Raw genomic sequence first — 17,088 nt, 5'->3', positions numbered from 1 at the left:
CCTTGCGCTTATGTGAGAGAGGTGGGCGTGCTAGTCATAGCCCCCCACCGTCAACAGCTTCATCGCCGCCCGGTAAGCCGTGTAGGCCAGCCAGTTGAGCAGCCGCTCGCTGGCCGGACGGGCCTCGTAGCGCGCCTCGTCGATCCGGCGCGACTCCTTGAACGCGGCGAGGATCGCAACGCGCAGCGCGTCGATCGAGGGATCGTTGACCAGCACCACGTTGGCTTCGTTGTTGAGCATCAGGCTCAACGCGTCGAGGTTCGAGGAGCCGACTGTGCCCCAGTTCGAATCCACCACCGCGACCTTGCCGTGCAGCATGGTTTTCTCGTACTCGGCGATCTGCACGCCGGCCTTGAGCAGCGCGCGATACAGGAACGGCACGGCGTAATCGAGCGCCTTGAACTCCTTGCGCCCGATAATGAGCTTGACGTCCACGCCGCGCCGCGCCGCGAATACCAGCGCACGCCGCAGCTTGCGGCCCGGCATGAAGTACGGGTTAGCCAGTAGCACTTCGCTGCGCGCCTGGCCAATCGCGGTCAGATACGCCTTTTCGATGGCACGGCGGTTGATCAGGTTGTCGCGCGCAACGAAGGCCACACAGGGTTGCCCGCCAGCCCAGAGCGCCTCGTTGCGATTGCGGCGCCGGCGGCGCAGCGTGCCGAGCGACGCCATGGTCTTCGGCGCGAGATCGGCGTCGAGAGACTCCGGCGGCCGATGTCCAAGGCGAATCCGCCGCCATTGCACCTCGAACGCCTGGCGGATATCGGCGACTACGGGGCCCTGCAATTCCACCGCGAAATCCCAGCGCCGGTAAGGCAGCGTCTCACCGTTGTTCTCGTAATCGTCGACGATATTGATGCCGCCGCAATAGCCGAACTGATCGTCCACCGCCGCGATCTTGCGGTGCGTGCGCGAGAAGCCGAAGCGGCCGAACAGATGCGGGTTGTAGATGCGATGGTCGATGCCGGCGAGCGGCCATTCGTTGAACATCGGCAAGCGCGCGGTGCCGATTCCGTCCGTGATCACGCGCACCGTCACGCCGCGCGAAGCTGCCCGCAGCAAAGCCGCACTAACGGCCTCACCCGCGCTGTCGTTGCAGAAGATATAGGTTTCGAGAACCACGTCGCTCTGCGCCGCATCGATACGTTCGATCAGCGCGGCGAAGAACTCCTCGCCGGAGCGCAGCAGCTTGACGTTGTTGCCGCTGGTAAATCGGTAGCGTTGCCAATAGCGGCGGCCGAGCAGCGATTGCCGGAGTCGCGCGAAACGGCGCGCGCCGCCGACGCTCACCGGGCACGCTCCTCGGGCTGATCCTTGCGACGCCCGGCAAGCCGCTTCGGCAATTGCAGGATCGCGTCGGCATTCGATGACGAAAAGCAGCGCGACGCCGCCTCTTCATACGGCAACCACAGAAACGCGGTGTGCTCGCGAGGCGCGAGCGCCACTTCGACCTGCTCGGGCACTTCCAGGCTGAACCAGTGCTCGGTGTTGTGAATCACGCCCTCGGCATAGCGATGCCGGAACTGAGGATAGATCTCATACTCGATCGAGTACTGCCAGTCGAACAGCGCGCTCTCCGGCACCAGCTTGCTGCCGACCACGATGCCGGTTTCCTCAGCCACTTCGCGAACCGCCGTCTCGACGAAAGGTTCGTCGACCTGGTCTTTCGAACCGGTCACCGATTGCCAGAAATCCGCGTGATCGGCGCGCCGGATCAACAGCACGTCGAGTGCTGGCGTATGAATGACGACGAGTACGGATTGCGGGATCTTCGGCGGTTTCGGCATGGCGTAAAAACTGGGCGCAACGCTTGCGCGGTACATGTCGGTAAGTGGTCCGATGAGTGGTTCGACGCGCGGTCCGGTAGGCGCTCGAGACCGGTTGCATCGACTGTAACGCAAAAAACGAAAAAGGCGCATCGCGCGCCTTTTCGTTTGCTTTCTACTGTCGTTTTCAGACAGCTTCGGTCTGATCCAGCTTAGACCTTCGGTTCCGGCTGACGCAGACGGATGTGCAGTTCGCGCAGCTGGCGCTCGTCCACTTCGCTTGGCGCCTGCGTGAGCAGACACTGCGCGCGTTGCGTCTTCGGGAACGCGATCACGTCGCGAATCGAATCGGCACCTGCCATCATCGTGATGATGCGGTCCAGACCGAATGCGATACCGCCGTGCGGCGGCGCGCCATATTGCAGCGCGTCGAGCAGGAAGCCGAACTTGGCCTGCGCTTCTTCCGCACCGATCTTCAGCGCACGGAACACTTTGCTCTGCACTTCTTCACGGTGGATACGCACCGAACCGCCACCGATTTCCCAGCCGTTCAGGACCATGTCGTAGGCCTTGGCGAGGCAGCGCGCCGGATCCGTTTCCAGATACTCGAGGTGCTCGTCTTTCGGGCTCGTGAACGGGTGATGCGCAGCGACGTAGCGGTTGTCTTCCTCATCGTACTCGAACATCGGGAAGTCGATCACCCACAGCGGCTTCCAGCCCGATTCCACCAGACCGTTGGCCTTGCCGAACTCCGAATGGCCGATCTTCAGACGCAGCGCGCCCAGGCTGTCGTTCACCACCTTCGCGCGATCCGCCGCAAAGAAAATGATGTCGCCGTCTTGCGCGCCGGTACGCTCGATGATCGCCTTGACTGCTTCGTCGTGCAGGTTCTTGACGATCGGGCTTTGCAGACCGTCACGGCCCTTCGCCACTTCGTTGACCTTGATCCATGCCAGGCCCTTCGCGCCGTAGATGCGCACGAATTCCGTGTAGCTGTCGATATCGCCACGCGAAAGCTCGCCGCCCTTCGGCACGCGGATCGCCGCGACGCGGCCGTCTTTCGTGTTGGCCGGCGTGCTGAATACCTTGAAGTCGACGTCTTTAACCGCATCCGTCAGGTCGGTGAATTCGAGCTTGACGCGCAGGTCCGGCTTGTCCGAACCGAAGCGGCGCATGGCTTCCGAGTACTCCATGACCGGGAATTTCTCGGCCAGTTCGACGCCGATCGTTTCCTTGAACACGTGACGGATCATGGCTTCGAACAGATCGCGGATTTCCTGTTCCGACAGGAACGAGGTTTCGCAGTCGATCTGCGTGAATTCCGGCTGACGGTCGGCGCGCAGGTCTTCGTCGCGGAAGCACTTGACGATCTGGTAGTAGCGATCGAAGTTAGCGACCATCAGCAACTGCTTGAACAGTTGCGGCGATTGCGGCAACGCGAAGAACTGGCCCGGGTTGGTACGCGACGGCACGAGGTAATCGCGCGCGCCTTCCGGCGTGCTCTTGGTGAGCATCGGCGTTTCGATGTCGATGAAGCCCAGCGAGTCGAGGTACTTGCGCACTTCGATCGCGACGCGGTACCGCAGACGCAGGTTGTGCTGCATCTGCGGGCGGCGCAGGTCGAGCACGCGATGCGTGAGGCGCGTGGTTTCCGACAGGTTGTCGTCGTCGAGCTGGAACGGCGGCGTGATCGACGGGTTCAGCACGATAAGTTCGTGGCACAGCACCTCGATCTTGCCGCTCTTGAGCGACGCGTTCGTCGTGCCTTCCGGGCGAGCGCGCACCACGCCCTTGATCTGCAGGCAGAACTCGTTGCGCACGCCTTCGGCAGTCTTGAACATCTCCGCGCGATCCGGATCGCAGACGACCTGAACGAGGCCTTCGCGATCGCGCAGGTCGATGAAGATGACGCCGCCATGGTCGCGGCGGCGGCTTACCCAGCCGCACAGCGAGACAGATTGACCCAGCAGTTCTTCGGTCACCAGACCACAGTATTCAGATCTCATCGACATGATGTTTGTCTTTCGTTTTGCATTAGTTGAACAGGCGCGCAGCAATCAAACATGGCTTGAAACGCTGCGCACCGGCATTACAGCGGAGGCTCGACTGTCGTGCGGCGCACCGGCGCCGGCGGCGCGGACGGCGCCACGACGCCCATCGAGACGATGTACTTGAGCGCGGCGTCGACCGTCATGTCCAGTTCGATCACTTCGCTCCTCGGCACCATCAGGAAGAAGCCGGACGTTGGGTTCGGCGTAGTCGGCACATACACGCTGACGTGATCTTCTTTCAGGTGGTTGACCACGTCGCCGCCCGGAATGCCGGTCAGAAACGCAATCGTATAGGAACCGCGGCGCGGGTACTCGATCAGGAGCGCCTTGCGAAACGCATTGCCGCTGCTCGACAACAAGGTGTCCGACACCTGCTTCACGCTGGTGTAGATCGGGCCGACCACCGGAATGTGAGCGACCACGACTTCCCACCACTTCACGAGCTTCTGGCCGATGAAGTTTTGCGTCAACAGCCCGACGACAAAGATAAACGCCAGCGTCAGCACCGCGCCGAGGCCCGGCAAACGGAAACCGAACAGGCGCTCCGGCTGCCAGGCGCTCGGCAGCAGCAACAGCGTCTGGTCCATCGTGCCGATGATCAGGCCGAGCACCCACAGTGTGATAGCCAGAGGCACCAGCACCAGCAGGCCAGTCAGAAACACCGATTTGAGCGTCGTTTTTTTCGTCGTCATGTGTACCGCCAGAAAGCCGCGCAAGCCGATATTCGGCGCGCGGCGTGTATGCCGCCCCTGAGGACGGCAGTCCCACTAGGCGCTGCTGGAACCGCTCGAACTCGCCGATGAGGCGGGTGCGGCAGCGGGCGCAGCAGGCGTTGCGGCTGCGCCCGATGAAGCGGCGGCGGCCGTGCCGTTGGCCGAAGCCGTGTCGGATTTCGCTGCGCCGTCATTGCCGGCTGCGGCGTTTTCGCCCGAATTCGCATTCGAGCTGCCATTCGCGTCCGGCTTGGCGGGCGCGCTCGTGCCGCCATTACCGCCGCGGAAATCGGTTACATACCAGCCGGAGCCCTTCAACTGGAAACCGGCTGCAGTCACCTGCTTACGGAAGGTGTCTTTTCCGCACTCGGGGCACTGCGTCAACTGGGGGTCGCTCATCTTCTGAAGCACGTCCTTCCCGAAGCCGCATGACTCGCAACGATAAGCGTAGATCGGCATGAACTTTCCCTACTGAAATCTTGTAAACGCTTGCAAAGCTTTGAATTATAGCCGTATATGGCTAGACGCCCGTGAATTTCGGGGCGAAACGCCGGACGCAGCCGCCGCCCACCTATATGGGGGCAGCCGCTATCGAATCAAGTGCGCCTCGAGCACGCGCCAAGCGCGGCGAAGGCGCACTCAACCACGACGGCGCCATGTCATCCAGCGTTCGCGGCCGGCAAAAACAGCAATTGAGTCGTTCACGGCTTCATCTTCGATCAGATCGAAGTGCGGCATGAGCAACGCGTCGAGTTCAGCGCGCTCGATGCCGAACGGCGGACCTTTCGGCGTCGCGCCGATAAAATAGAAACCTGCCAGCAACGCGCCCGCAGGCAACAACTCGGCCATCCGTTGCGCATAATCTGCACGGCGCGCCACCGGCAGCGCGCAGAGGAACGCACGCTCGTAGATCCATGCCGGCGTGAATGACGGTTCATAGGTAAAAAAATCAGCCTGCTCGACCAGTTGCGCATGCTGCGCACCCAATTGCCCGCGCGCCGCCACGACGGCGGCTGAAGAGAAATCGATCGCCCGCACCGGGTTGCCCTGCGTGGCCAGCCAGAGCGCCTCATGAGCACTGCCGCAGCCGGGAATCAACACGGCGGCGCCGCTGTGCCGGCTCGCGAAAGACTGGAACGCCGACGGCACGCCCGCCTGATCCCACGGCGTGTAGTGGCGCTCGAAGCGCTCGTTCCAGAACTCCGGCGAATTGGGGTCGCGGCTTGTAAAGTCGGGCGGGGAAGGTTGGGTCGGGTCGCTCATGGGATACCTAATGTGGGTCAGGATTACGCGCCGTAGGCGAACGCCAGAAACGCCCGCGCCGCCACCGCGCCGACACCGACCGCCACGCCGAACAGCAGCAGCCCTTGCAGCAACCGGTTGGTGCGTTTCTGTTCTAACAGAATCTGGCGAATCATCTCGTCGTTCGCGCCGCGCGTGTTGTCGTGGCGCTCAGCCAACACGTGGTGAATCAGGCGCGGCAACTGCGGCAACGTCTTGCTCCACTGCGGCGCCTCGATCTTCAGCCGCTCGTACCAGCCGCGCAGGCCGATCTGTTCATTCATCCAGCGTTCGAGATAGGGCTTGGCCGTCTTCCACAAATCCAGTTCAGGATCGAGCGAGCGCCCGAGCCCTTCTACGTTCAGCATGGTTTTCTGCAGCAACACCAGTTGCGGCTGGATTTCCACGTTGAAACGGCGCGAGGTCGAGAACAGGCGCATCAACACCTGGCCGAGCGAAATATCCTTCAACGCGCGGTCGAAATAGGGCTCGCACACTGCGCGGATCGCGCTTTCCAGTTCTTCGACCCGGGTGGTGGGCGGCACCCAGCCGGACTCCAGATGCAGCGTGGCGACGCGGTGGTAGTCACGCTTGAAGAACGCGAGGAAATTCTGCGCGAGGTAATTTTTATCGAAGTCCGACAGCGCACCGATAATGCCGAAGTCGAGCGCGATATAGCGGCCGAAATGCGCCGGATCGAGGCTTACCTGAATGTTGCCCGGGTGCATGTCGGCGTGGAAAAAACCATCGCGGAACACCTGCGTGAAGAAGATCTCCACGCCTTCGCGCGCCAGCTTCGGAATATCCACGCCCGCCGCGCGCAGCGTCTCCACCTGGCTGATCGGCACGCCAACCATGCGTTCCATCACCAGCACCGTAGGCGTGCAGAATTCCCAGTACATCTCCGGCACCAGCAGCAGATCGAGCCCGGCGAAGTTGCGGCGCAGCTGGCTGCCGTTCGCCGCTTCGCGCATCAGATCGAGTTCGTCGTGCAGATACTTGTCGAATTCGGCCACCACCTCGCGCGGCTTGAGGCGCTTGCCATCAGCCCAAAGGCGTTCGGCCCATACCGCGATATCGCGCAGCAAGGCCAGGTCGGAGTCGATCACCGGCAGCATATTCGGCCGCAGCACCTTCACGGCGACCGCCTTGCCCGCGTGCTGCCCCGCTTTCACCTTCGCAAAGTGAACCTGCGCGATCGACGCGCTCGCTACCGGCACCCGCTCGAAATCGTCGAACAGAACGTCGACCGGGGCGCCGAGCGACTTCTCGACCAGCCCTATCGCCACCGCCGAATCGAACGGCGGGACCTGATCCTGCAGCTTGGCCAGTTCATTGGCGATATCGACCGGCAGCAGATCGCGCCGCGTGGACAGCACCTGGCCGAATTTGACGAAGATCGGCCCGAGGCTTTCGAGCGCAAGCCGCAAGCGCACGCCCGGCGGCGCGTCGAACTTGCGGCCGATGGTGGTGATACGCAGCAACAGACGCACACGCCGGTCATTGACGCGGCTGAGCATCATCTCGTCGAGACCGAAGCGAATGACCGTGAAGAAAATCTTGAGGAAACGCAGAAAACGCATAGTGGTGCCCAGTGACTAGCGCGTGCCGCGCGACGTGGCGGCGCCGCCCGGCGCATGGGCGCCGTGGGCTTCGACCTTCTGTTCGAGACGCTCGATGCGCTTTTCCACGCGCGCCAAAGCATCGCGGGCGCGGGCCAATTCGACGTTGAAGTCTTCCAGCGCGACGCGGCGCACCAGTTGGGGATTCTCGTCGAGCAGGTATTCGGCGGCGGTGTCGAGCAGATTGCGCCCGGTACGCCGCGCGTGTTCACCGACCGTACGCACGACCGACGCGACCCGCCACGCCGGACCGTCGCCGATCAGCTTCGCCAGATCCTCTTCCGGCTCCCAGCGCAGATGCTCGGCAAGCTTGGCGATCACGGTCGCAAACTCGGCGTCGCCTTCGATCTTCACATGCTTCATCACGGCCGCCTGGCCGCCTTGCACGAAGGCCGGCAGCGCATCGGACGGCACCGAGATGGTCACGTCGAACTGCTGCGCATCGGTTTCGTCGAGCGCACCCAGATAGCCGTCTGGTTGCACCAGCAGCATCAGCGTGACCGGTGGACAGGACAGTCTCGCGGTCTTGCCCGCGTACGGGGCGAGGCGCTCTCGGGCCCACGATTCGCGGGCGAGCAGGTGATTGACGGCAGCAGCGAAAGGCTTGGCGGCGAGGGTCATTGAGAGTGGCAAGAAAAAACCCGCGCGGGCGAGGTGCCCGCGCGGGTTCCTATTGTAACGTCCGTTCGCTTCGCGGCCTGCTATGCCGAACGGCCAATGCTGTGTGCGAAGTCAAGGCGCGCAGCGTCGCCTCGGCCCTGTTTCGTGGCAGCCTCAGTGCTGCACCACCTGCTGAATGCCCGCCAGCAGCCAGCCTTCACCCGCACGGTTCGACTTCGTCAGGTTCCAGACTTCGACGAACGGCTCAGCCGCCGCGCCCGCCGATTCGCGGATCAAGCCGGAGAAGCGCACGCTGGCGAGGTATTCGGTCGCGCGTTCTTCAACACCCAGCAACTCCGCGTTCAGCTGCACGACGTCCGTCTGATTGGACTCGGCACCGCGCGACGAAAGGTCGACCTTCACTTCGGCGAACATTTCCGGCGTGGTGAATTCGCGGATGTCTTCCGTATTGCCCACGTCCCACGCGGCTTGCAGGCGCACGAAGTACACCTTGGCGTTACGCAGGAACGCTTCCGAATCGAAGCCTGCCGGCACGACCGGGGCAGCGTTGACGGACGCCGCGTTCAGCGGGTTGCCTTGCGGTTCGAGGTACGAGCCGGCAGGCGGCGCGGTGTAACGCGGTTCCTGCGTATAGCCGGTGCCACCCGCATTCAGCGACGGCGAGCCGCCCGCGTAGGCCGGTTGGGTCGTATCGCGCTTGCGGCCCATGAAACGGCGGACCAGCCAGATGCCGATCATCGCGAGGACCGCGATCACGATGATGTTGGCCATGGCGCCCGCGAACGCGCCGCCCAGGCCGAAGTGCGACAACAGCGCCGCGATACCGAGGCCGGCCGCGAGACCGGCGATCGGCCCAAGCCAGCGCGAGCGGTTAGGCGCGGCGGCCGGCGTCGGCGCGGGCGCCGGGGCCGGCTGTGCGCGCTGCTGCATGGCCTGGTTGCTTTGGGAAGGCTGCGACGGGGTCGACTGCTGCTGAACCGTGTTCGACTGACGGCCAATACTACGGCCACCGCCCATGCGGCGAGCTTCCGCATCGAGCGAGGCGAGAGAGCCGGCCATGATCAGACCGACCATCGCGATCAGTCCGATTCTTCTCACCAACGACCGCTTAACCTTACGGGGAGATAACACACCTGAATCGGACATTTTCGTACTTTCCTTTAAAAATCGATGGGTTAGGGACCCTAGTATTTGGTCCCCACATGTAAAGCTACCACGCCAGCTGACAAATTGTAATATTTGACGCCGTCCAGGCCCGCTTGTTCCATCATTGTTTTTAAAGTTTCCTGGTCCGGATGCATCCGGATCGATTCCGCCAGGTAGCGGTAGCTCTCAGCGTCCTTCGCAAAACGGTCGCCAAGCCATGGCAGCACCTTGAACGAATAGACGTCGTAGACCTTTTTAAGCGGATCCCACACTTTCGAGAACTCCAGCACCAGCAGACGGCCTGCCGGCTTCAGCACGCGCCGCATTTCGGCCAACGCCACGTCCTTGTGAGTCATGTTGCGCAGGCCAAAAGCCACCGTCACCACGTCGAAGTAATTGTCGGGAAAAGGGATTTTTTCGGCGTCGCAGAGCAGCGCCGGCGTGATCACGCCCTTATCCAGCAAGCGGTCGCGGCCCACGCGCAGCATCGATTCGTTGATGTCGGTGTGCCATACTTCGCCGGTTTCGCCCGCCTGTCTGGCAAATGCCTTCGACAGATCACCCGTGCCCCCCGCGATGTCGAGCACCTTGAAGCCCGGCCGGACGTTGGCCTGGGCGATCGTGAACATCTTCCACGCCCGGTGCAACCCGCCCGACATCAGGTCGTTCATCAAGTCGTAGTTGGAGGCGACCGAGTGGAACACGCCCGCCACCTTCTGCGCTTTTTCCTGTTCGTCGACCGATTGAAAGCCGAAGTGGGTTTTGCTCATCGCGCTCGTCCTTTCGCGTATTCTGAAATATGTTGCGCCGCATCAGTGCGGCGATCAGGGCGAATCGTATCAGTGACAGTGTCCGTGCGCAGCACCGGCCGGCGCCATGGGCGCATCGCGGTCAACGCCGGCCGCTGTCAGTTTGGCGAGATAGTCGCGCCAGAGTTCATCCTGACGAACGGCCATGTCGTACAACAGGTCCCAGGAATAGATGCCGGTGGCGTGCCCGTCGGAGAAAGTCGGCTGTATCGCATAGTTGCCGACGCCTTCGATCATCTTGATCGTGACGTCGCGCTTGCCGGTTTGCAGCGTCTCCTGCCCCGGCCCGTGGCCCATCACCTCCGCTGACGGCGAATACACGCGCAGCAGTTCGAACGGCAGGCGGTACGTCTCGCCGTTTGCGTATTGCAATTCGAGTACGCGCGATCTGGAATGCACGACCACGCCGGTGGGCACCGGGGTGTCGGGAGTGAGTCCACTCATGTTGACCTCATCATAAGAAAACGCCGGGCCGCGCCAGGCTTTCGGCTCCGCAGGAGGTCTCCCGCCCCGCGGGAAGTCCCCTTGGGGGATTGGGGAATCAACCTCCCCGGCGCGCCTCGCGCGAAGCGGCGGATCCGGACGCGCTCAGGCTAGAGCTTGTTCGATTTCCTGTCGCACCGCCTCGCGCAGCAAGGTGGCTTGCGCGCGGCGCGACGACAGCATGGCCTCGGACACCGTGCGTTGGCGCGGCGCCCAGATCGGCAACGGGAAGTGAGCGTCGTTCGAAAAACGCGGAATCACGTGCCAATGCACGTGCGGCACCTGGTTGCCGAGGCTCGCCAGGTTGACCTTCACCGGCTGAAGAATGCGCCGGATCGCACGCTCGACCGCGTACACGGCCCGCATCACGCGATCCCGGTCGGTTTCGGCGAGATCGGAAAACTCGGCGATGTGCGCGTTCCAGATCACCCGGCAAAAACCCGGGTAATCGTGTTCGTCGGCGAGGACGACACGCAGCGTATCGTCCTGCCACAGCACATCACCGCCATCTTCACGGCAAAAAACGCAGTCCATCGTCGTCCTCAGGCAAGAATCGTCAGTCGTGCCATTAAACCAGCACGCGCTCGATTCCGCCATTGTTCGCCCGCTGGACGTAGTCCGACATCCAGTCTTCACCGAGCACGTGACGGGCCATTTCGACGACGATGTAGTCCGCCTCGGTGCCCGCGTCCTCGTTGTAGCGCGACAGGCCTTGCAGGCAGGACGGGCAGCTCGTCAGGATCTTGACGTCGGTGGCGCCGTTCGGCGCACCCGCCGCGCCGGCCGGCGCATTGGCCGCAGTGATCCCATTCGCGCCTGGCTCAGCCACCAAAGGAATACCCCGCAGCTTCGCCGCGCCCTTGCGCATTTCCTCTTCCTTGCGGAAGCGGACTTGCGTCGAAATGTCCGGGCGCGTCACCGCGAGTGTGCCGGATTCGCCACAGCAACGATCGTTCTTCTCGATCTTGTAGCCGTCGTTCTCCGAACCCATCAGCTGATTGACGAGCTTGACCGGGTCCATCGTCTTGATCGGCGAGTGGCACGGGTCGTGGTACATGTAGCGCACGCCGTTCACGCCTTCGAGCTTGATGCCCTTCTCCAGCAGGAACTCGTGGATGTCGATGATCCGGCAGCCCGGGAAGATCTTCTCGAATTCGTAGCCGGCCAGCTGGTCGTAACACGTGCCGCACGACACCACCACCGTCTTGATGTCGAGGTAATTCAGCGTATTGGCAACGCGGTGGAACAGCACGCGGTTGTCCGTGACGATCTGTTCGGCCTTGTCGAACTGGCCCGAACCGCGCTGCGGATAGCCGCAGCACAGGTAACCCGGCGGCAGCACGGTTTGTACGCCCGCCTCCCACAGCATGGCCTGCGTCGCCAGCCCCACTTGCGAGAACAGCCGCTCGGAGCCGCAGCCCGGGAAGTAGAACACCGCTTCCGTGTCGGCCGTGGTCGTCTTCGGATTGCGGATGATCGGGACGATCTTGTTGTCCTCGATATCCAGCAGCGCGCGGGCGGTCTTCTTCGGCAGGTTGCCCGGCATCTTCTTGTTCATGAAGTGGATCACCTGCTGCGTGACCGGCGGCTTGCCGACGGTTGCCGGCGGGTGCGCAGCCTGCTTCTTCGCGAACTTCTTCAGCACGTCGTTGCCGAGGCGCTGCGCCTTGTAGCCGATGCCCATCATCGCGGTGCGCGCGAGGTTGATGGTCTGCGGGTTGGTCGCGTTCAGGAAGAACATGCCGGCCGCGTTGCCCGCGTTGAACTTCTTCTTGCCCATCTTGCGCAGCAGGTTGCGCATGTTCATCGTCACGTCGCCAAAGTCGATCTTCACCGGGCATGGCGTTACGCATTTGTGACAGACGGTGCAGTGATCGGCGACGTCGTTGAACTCGTCCCAGTGCTTGATCGACACACCGCGGCGGGTCTGCTCTTCGTACAGGAACGCCTCGACCAGCAAGGAGGTCGCGAGAATCTTGTTGCGCGGGCTATACAGCAGGTTCGCGCGCGGCACGTGGGTCGCGCACACCGGCTTGCACTTGCCGCAGCGCAAACAGTCTTTGATCGACTCGGAAATCGCGCCGATGTCGGACTGCTGCATGATCAGCGATTCGTAGCCCATCAGGCCGAAGCTCGGCGTGTAGGCGTTGCGCAGGTCGGCGCCTTCGAGCAGCTTGCCCGCGTTGAAGCGGCCATGCGGATCGACGCGCTGCTTGTACGCGCGGAATTCGGCGATCTCTTCGTCGGTCAGGAACTCGAGCTTGGTAATGCCGATGCCGTGCTCGCCGGAAATCACGCCGTCGAGCGAACGCGCCAGCTTCATGATGCGCGCGACCGCCGTGTGGGCGTCCTGCAGCATCTCGTAGTTGTCGGAGTTGACCGGCAGGTTGGTGTGGACGTTGCCGTCGCCCGCGTGCATGTGCAGCGCGACGAACACGCGGCCGCGCAGCACCTTCTTGTGAATCGCCTGAGCTTCTTCGAGGATCGGCTTGAACTCGCCGCCGTTGAAGATCTGCCGCAATTCGGCCCGGATTTCCTGCTTCCAGGACACGCGAATCGTGCGGTCCTGCGTGATGTGGAACACGGTGGCGTCAGGCTGCGCGTCGGCGCGATCGGCAAATTTCTCGGCCAGCGCTTCGTAGCCAAGGCCAACCAGATAATGCTGTGCCTCGCGCAAGGACAGATCGAGCTTGTCGCGCAGGAATTCCCAGCGCGTACGCACTTTCTTCAGCAGATCGAGCGCCTGTTGCACGCGATCTTCGAGCAACTCCGCGCTCGGAATTTCGTTGGCGTCGTCGCTCTTGCCGAGCGGCAGCTTGCCGCCCTTGAAGAACGTTTCGAGCGCGTCGACCAGTTGCAGCTTGTTCTTGATCGACAGTTCGATATTGATGCGTTCGATGCCGTCGGTGTATTCGCCCATGCGGTCGAGCGGGATCACCACGTCTTCGTTGATCTTGAACGCGTTGGTGTGCTTGGCAATCGCCGCGGTACGGCTGCGATCGAGCCAGAAACGCTTGCGCGCCTCGGCGTTGACGGCGACGAAACCTTCGCCGCTCTTGCCGTTGGCCATGCGCACGACTTCCGAAGTCGCTTGCGCCACCGCATCCGCATCGTCGCCGACGATGTCGCCGATCAGCACCATCTTCGGAAACGCGTTGCGCTTGCTCTTGGTCGCGTAGCCGACCGCGCGCAGGTAGCGCTCGTCCAGATGCTCGAGGCCGGCGAGAATCGCGCCGCCCTGTTTCGACGTTTCGAACAGATAGTCCTTGATCTCGACAATGCTCGGAATCGCTTCGCGGGCCTGACCGAAGAACTCGAGACAAACCGTGCGCGTGTGCGCCGGCATCTTGTGCAACACCCAGCGCGCCGACGTGATCAGGCCGTCGCAACCTTCCTTCTGCACGCCCGGCAGACCGGCCAGGAATTTGTCGGTCACGTCCTTGCCCAGACCTTCCTTACGGAATACGCGGCCCTTGATGTCGAGCGCCTGTGTGCGCAGCAATTTTTCGCCCGGCGCGTGGCTGCCGTCGAACCATTTCAGCTCGAAACGCGCGACTTCAATGTCGTGAATCTTGCCGAGGTTGTGGTCCAGGCGTGTGACTTCGAGCCAGTTCCCTTCCGGGTCGACCATGCGCCACCAGGCGAGGTTGTCGAGCGCCGTGCCCCACAGCACCGCTTTCTTGCCGCCCGCGTTCATCGCGACGTTGCCGCCGACGCAGGACGCGTCCAGCGAGGTCGGGTCCACCGCGAACACATAGCCGGCCTGTTCGGCGGCTTCGGTCACGCGACGCGTCACGACGCCGGCGCCGGAGAAAATCGTCGGAACCTTGCGATCGACACCCGGCAGTTCGGTCAATTCAACCGCACCCAGCTGTTCGAGCTTCTCCGTATTGATGACGGCCGAAAACGGCGTAAGCGGCACCGCGCCGCCCGTGTAGCCCGTGCCGCCTCCGCGCGGGATCACGGTCAAACCGAGTTCGAAACACGCCTTGATCATGCCGGCGATCTCGGCCTCGGTATCCGGCGTCAGCACGACGAATGGGTACTCGACGCGCCAGTCCGTCGCATCCGTCACGTGCGAGACGCGGGACAGACCGTCGAACTTGATGTTGTCTTTCTCGGTGACCTTGCCCAGCACCTTGTTCGCGCGACGGCGCAGATCGAAGGTCTTCTGGAACTCGCTCTCGAAATCGTCGACGGCACGGCGTGCAGCCGCCACCAGCGTTTCAACGCGCGCCGCCCGATCGATGCCCGCTTCGTCGCCATGCTCGACCAGATCGGCACGCCGGCGCTTTTCGATCTCGCTCAGACGATGGTGCAGCGCCTCGATCAGCAGGGCGCGGCGCTTCGGATTGTCGAGCAGGTCGTCTTGCAGGTAAGGATTGCGGCGCACGACCCAGATGTCGCCGAGCACTTCGTACAGCATCCGCGCCGAGCGGCCGGTGCGGCGTTCCGCGCGCAGTTCGGCCAAAGCCGCCCAGGCTTCGTCGCCGAGCAGACGGATAACGATTTCACGGTCGGAGAACGACGTGTAGTTGTAGGGAATTTCGCGCAGACGCGCTTCGGGATCGGCGGCCACCGCGTTGGCGGCCCCGTGCGGATCGAAAACTTGAGGTGCGTTCATGTTCGGACGACTCGGTGGGTCAACCGGGCGCGCTCACGGGTGAGGCGTCGGCGGACGGTGCGCGTGGGGCGCAATGCTGGAAATCTTCTAGGGGAGCGAAGCGCAACCGACGGCTTACCCACATCGGTCGCTTCACGGCGCTCAGAGACAGCTACACGATCGCGCGTGGCGGACGTGACGCTCCGCCGCGGGGCAAGACTCACGCGGGACGGGCATCAAATGGGCGATCCGAGGCTGCCAGTGCATCTTCCGATCCTTATTCCAAAATGGAATTCTACCTTATGATCCCGCCGCGCGTTGACGCCCGAAATCGGAACGGTGGCGGGGTTTTGCGCGTTTTTGGACGGAGCAGCGCCACAAGCGCACGCCAGGGATTCTCCGACCGAACGGTCGGGCGGCCCCTTGCTGACAACGCTCCGGCGCACGCCACGGGCTTGATGAAGGCCAGAGCGCGCACCGTTGGCGCTATCATTGACCCTTTCCCGTCTCACAAAGCGCACCGCGCCACCCGCATGGCTTCCCACGACTACCTGAAGAAAATCCTGACCGCGCGCGTCTACGACGTGGCCCGCGAGACCGAGCTCGAACGTGCGCCGAACCTGTCGGCGCGGCTGTCCAATCCGGTCTATCTGAAGCGCGAGGACAACCAGCCGGTGTTCTCGTTCAAGGTGCGCGGCGCGTACAACAAGATGGCGCATATCCCGGCGGACGCGCTGGAGCGGGGCGTGATTACCGCCTCGGCAGGCAATCACGCGCAGGGCGTGGCGCTCTCGGCGGCCCGCATGGGCGTGAAGGCGATCATCGTCGTGCCGGTGACTACACCGCAGGTGAAGGTCGATGCGGTGCGCGCGCATGGCGGGGCGACGGTCGAGGTCGTGCAGTTTGGCGAGTCCTATAGCGACGCGTACGGACATGCCGTGAAGCTGCAGGAAGAACGCGGCCTGACGTTCGTGCACCCGTTCGACGATCCGTACGTGATCGCCGGCCAGGGCACGGTCGCGATGGAGATTCTCAGCCAGCATCAGGGTCCGATCCATGCGATCTTCGTGCCGATCGGCGGCGGTGGTCTCGCGGCAGGCGTGGCGGCGTATGTGAAATCGGTGCGCCCGGAGATCAGGGTGATTGGCGTGCAGACCGATGACTCGTGCGCGATGGCCGCCTCGCTGAAGGCGGGTGAACGCGTCACCCTGAACGAGGTCGGGCTGTTCTCGGACGGCACCGCGGTCAAGCTGGTGGGCGAGGAAACCTTCCGCCTGTGCAGCGATTATCTCGACGACGTGCTGCTCGTGAACACCGACGCGCTATGCGCGGCGATCAAGGACGTCTTCCAGGACACCCGCAGCGTGCTGGAGCCGGCCGGCGCGCTGGCCGTGGCGGGCGCCAAACAGTATGCCGAGCGCGAAGGTCTCGAAGGCCAGACGTTGATTGCGATCACGTCCGGCGCGAACATGAACTTCGACCGCATGCGTTTCGTGGCCGAGCGCGCCGAAGTCGGTGAAGCGCGTGAGGCGGTGTTCGCCGTGACGATTCCCGAGGAGCGCGGCAGCTTCCGCCGCTTCTGCGAACTGGTGGGCACGCGCAGCGTCACCGAGTTCAACTACCGGATTGCGGACGCGAATTCAGCGCATATCTTCGTCGGCGTGCAGATCAGGAATCGCAGCGAATCGGCGCAGATCGCGGGCGCCTTTGAAGCGCACGGCTTTGCCACCGTCGATCTGACCTTCGACGAACTGTCGAAGCAGCACATCCGCTACATGGTGGGCGGCCGCTCGCCGCTGGCGCATGACGAACGCCTGTTCCGCTTCGAGTTTCCAGAGCGGCCGGGCGCGCTGATGAAGTTCCTCTCGTCGATGGCGCCGAACTGGAATATCAGCCTGTTCCACTACCGCAACCAGGGCGCGGACTACAGTTCGATTCTGGTCGGCATCCAGGTGCCGGAGAGCGAGAACCGCGAGTTCGAGCGCTTTCTCGC

14 protein-coding genes are annotated in these 17,088 nt (G+C 63.1%); 1 reads left to right on the top strand and 13 read right to left on the bottom strand.

Translation table 11 applies throughout. The features are described from left to right. Nucleotides 1-30: 30 nt before the first annotated feature. The 13 genes from clsB to BCY88_RS28635 all read right to left on the bottom strand — a co-directional run bounded on the left by clsB (nt 31) and on the right by BCY88_RS28635 (nt 15,116). The gene (clsB, locus tag BCY88_RS28695; RefSeq protein WP_120347545.1) at nt 31-1,290 is read right to left on the bottom strand and encodes a cardiolipin synthase ClsB; all 1,260 of its coding nucleotides are present in this window, start codon (nt 1,288-1,290) and stop codon (nt 31-33) included. Further along, nucleotides 1,287-1,787, bottom strand: coding sequence for a dihydroneopterin triphosphate diphosphatase (gene nudB / locus BCY88_RS28690; protein ID WP_120347590.1), 501 nt, complete (start codon nt 1,785-1,787; stop codon nt 1,287-1,289). Before nudB ends, clsB begins: the two co-directional genes overlap by 4 nt. A gap of 191 nt (nt 1,788-1,978) precedes the next feature. After that, nucleotides 1,979-3,778 (bottom strand): aspartate--tRNA ligase, encoded by a 1,800-nt coding sequence (aspS, locus tag BCY88_RS28685; RefSeq protein ID WP_120347544.1) that lies wholly within the window; start codon nt 3,776-3,778, stop codon nt 1,979-1,981. Between the two features lie 77 nt (nt 3,779-3,855). Continuing rightward, nucleotides 3,856-4,509, bottom strand: coding sequence for a DUF502 domain-containing protein (locus tag BCY88_RS28680; protein ID WP_120347543.1), 654 nt, complete (start codon nt 4,507-4,509; stop codon nt 3,856-3,858). 75 nt (nt 4,510-4,584) lie between these two features. Then, a complete protein-coding gene (locus tag BCY88_RS28675; RefSeq protein ID WP_120347542.1) occupies nt 4,585-4,989 on the bottom strand; it encodes an FmdB family zinc ribbon protein in 405 nt (134 codons plus the stop codon). A gap of 180 nt (nt 4,990-5,169) precedes the next feature. After that, nucleotides 5,170-5,793, bottom strand: a complete 624-nt coding sequence (locus BCY88_RS28670) for a class I SAM-dependent methyltransferase (RefSeq protein WP_120347541.1) — start codon at nt 5,791-5,793, stop codon at nt 5,170-5,172. A 23-nt stretch (nt 5,794-5,816) separates the two neighbouring features. Next, entirely contained in the window at nt 5,817-7,394 is a 1,578-nt protein-coding gene (gene ubiB, locus BCY88_RS28665; protein ID WP_120347540.1) for a ubiquinone biosynthesis regulatory protein kinase UbiB, read from the bottom strand. Nucleotides 7,395-7,409: 15 nt separating this feature from the next. Then, on the bottom strand, nt 7,410-8,054 hold the full coding sequence (locus BCY88_RS28660) for a ubiquinone biosynthesis accessory factor UbiJ (protein WP_120347539.1): 645 nt from the start codon (nt 8,052-8,054) through the stop codon (nt 7,410-7,412). 153 nt (nt 8,055-8,207) lie between these two features. Further along, on the bottom strand, nt 8,208-9,200 hold the full coding sequence (locus tag BCY88_RS28655) for a Tim44 domain-containing protein (RefSeq protein WP_120347538.1): 993 nt from the start codon (nt 9,198-9,200) through the stop codon (nt 8,208-8,210). Between the two features lie 38 nt (nt 9,201-9,238). Beyond that, on the bottom strand, nt 9,239-9,970 hold the full coding sequence (gene ubiE, locus BCY88_RS28650) for a bifunctional demethylmenaquinone methyltransferase/2-methoxy-6-polyprenyl-1,4-benzoquinol methylase UbiE (RefSeq protein ID WP_120347537.1): 732 nt from the start codon (nt 9,968-9,970) through the stop codon (nt 9,239-9,241). 69 nt (nt 9,971-10,039) lie between these two features. Further along, a complete protein-coding gene (locus BCY88_RS28645; protein WP_120347536.1) occupies nt 10,040-10,453 on the bottom strand; it encodes a gamma-butyrobetaine hydroxylase family protein in 414 nt (137 codons plus the stop codon). Between the two features lie 144 nt (nt 10,454-10,597). Beyond that, nucleotides 10,598-11,026 (bottom strand): HIT family protein, encoded by a 429-nt coding sequence (locus tag BCY88_RS28640; RefSeq protein WP_120347535.1) that lies wholly within the window; start codon nt 11,024-11,026, stop codon nt 10,598-10,600. Nucleotides 11,027-11,060: 34 nt separating this feature from the next. Then, nucleotides 11,061-15,116, bottom strand: a complete 4,056-nt coding sequence (locus BCY88_RS28635; RefSeq protein WP_120347534.1) for a DUF3683 domain-containing protein — start codon at nt 15,114-15,116, stop codon at nt 11,061-11,063. 512 nt (nt 15,117-15,628) lie between these two features. Between BCY88_RS28635 and ilvA the strand changes: the two genes are divergently transcribed. Continuing rightward, nucleotides 15,629-17,088, top strand: a 1,460-nt coding sequence (gene ilvA, locus BCY88_RS28625; RefSeq protein ID WP_259461540.1) for a threonine ammonia-lyase, biosynthetic, incomplete at its 3' end; no start/stop codon positions are given.

Source organism: Paraburkholderia fungorum (genome assembly GCF_003610895.1).
GTDB lineage: Bacteria > Pseudomonadota > Gammaproteobacteria > Burkholderiales > Burkholderiaceae > Paraburkholderia > Paraburkholderia fungorum_B.
The sequence above is the reverse complement of the archived record's forward strand: the minus strand, read 5'-3'. Positions and strand labels throughout refer to the sequence as shown.